At 77.2% G+C, this 1,420-nt stretch carries 1 protein-coding gene; it reads right to left on the reverse strand.

Going from position 1 to position 1,420, the window contains the following annotated elements:
- Positions 1–115: 115 nt before the first annotated feature.
- On the reverse strand, positions 116–1,420 hold a 1,305-nt coding region (locus tag ABD823_RS34315), incomplete at its 5' end, for a S1C family serine protease (protein ID WP_344867106.1).

The following is a 1,420-nucleotide window of genomic DNA, read 5'->3' on the forward strand; positions in this document are numbered from 1 at the left end:
CGGGCCTCCCCTGGGGGAGGCCCGCGGGCGGGTCCGCGTCCGGCCGCCGGCCACCGGCTCCGGGCGATCCGTGGCGACTCCGGTGGCCGGCCGCCGGGTCAGGGGACGGCCGCCGTCACTCCCCGGTCTTCTCGGCCAGGGTCGCGGTGACGGTCTGGCTCCGGCCGTCGCGGAGGTAGACGAGGGTGACCTTGTCGCCCGGCTTGAGGCTGCGCACCACGCCGACCACCGTGTTGCCGTCCTCGACCAGGGTGCCGTTGATCTTCGTGATCACGTCGCCCTGCTTGAGGCCCGCCTGGGCCGCCGGGCTTCCCTCGGTGACCTGGCTCACCAGCGCGCCCTCCGTGTCCCCGGTGGCGTCGGCGAGTCCCACGCCCAGGAAGGCGTGGACGACCTTGCCGCTCCGGATGAGCTGGTCGGCGACCTGCCGGGCGGTGTTGATCGGGATGGCGAAGCCGACGCCGATGCTGCCGTCGCCGCCGTTGGTGGCGATGGCGGTGTTGATGCCGATCACCTGCCCGGCGGCGTTGACCAGCGCGCCGCCGGAGTTGCCGGGGTTGATCGCCGCGTCGGTCTGGATGGCGCCGCCGATGGTGGTGGCCGTCGCGGCGCCCTGCTGCGGGCTCTGGCCGCCCCAGCCGGGCGGCAGCTGCTGCCGCTCCTGCTCGCCGCTGACGGTCACCGTGCGGTCGAGGGCGCTGACGATGCCCGCGCTGACCGAGCCGGACAGGCCGAGCGGGCTGCCGATGGCCAGGACGGAGTCGCCCACCTTGACCCGGTCGCTGTCGCCGAGCGCGGCGACGGTGAGACCGGAGACGCCCTCCGCCCGGATGACCGCCAGGTCGGTGGCCGGGTCGGTGCCGACGATCGTGGCCGAGGCGGTCCTGCCGTCGCTGAACTTGACGGTCACCTTGCCGTCCCGGCCGGCGGACTCCACCACGTGGTTGTTGGTGAGGATCAGTCCGTCGGTGGACAGCACGACGCCCGAGCCCTCCCCGCTCCCACCGGCGGCCGCGACCTCGATCGAGACCACCGAGGGCTGGACGGCCGCGGCGACGTCGGCGACCGTGGTCCTGCCGCCGGCCGCGCTGACCACCGGGGCGGAGGAGGCGGCGAGCGTGGCGTCGTCGTCGAAGGCGGTCGCGGCGAAGGCCCCCGCCACTCCACCGCCCACGGCCATGGCGGCCAGCGCGAGACCGGTGCCCAGCTTCTGCAGCGGCGTCAGCCGGCCCCGCTGGGCGGGCACCGCGGGCGCCGCGGGCGGCACCCCGGGGGGCGCCGCGGACGGGGCACCGGGCGTGCCGGACGGCGGGCCCGCGGGCGTGCCGTACGGCGTGCCGACAGGCTGCGCCCCGGCGGGCGGCGCGGCGTCCGCGGCGGCGGCCGGCTGCTGCGGGAGCGGGCCGGCCGGCTCCGGCGC

Source organism: Planomonospora alba (assembly GCF_039534085.1).
Taxonomy (GTDB): Bacteria; Actinomycetota; Actinomycetes; order Streptosporangiales; family Streptosporangiaceae; genus Planomonospora_B; species Planomonospora_B alba.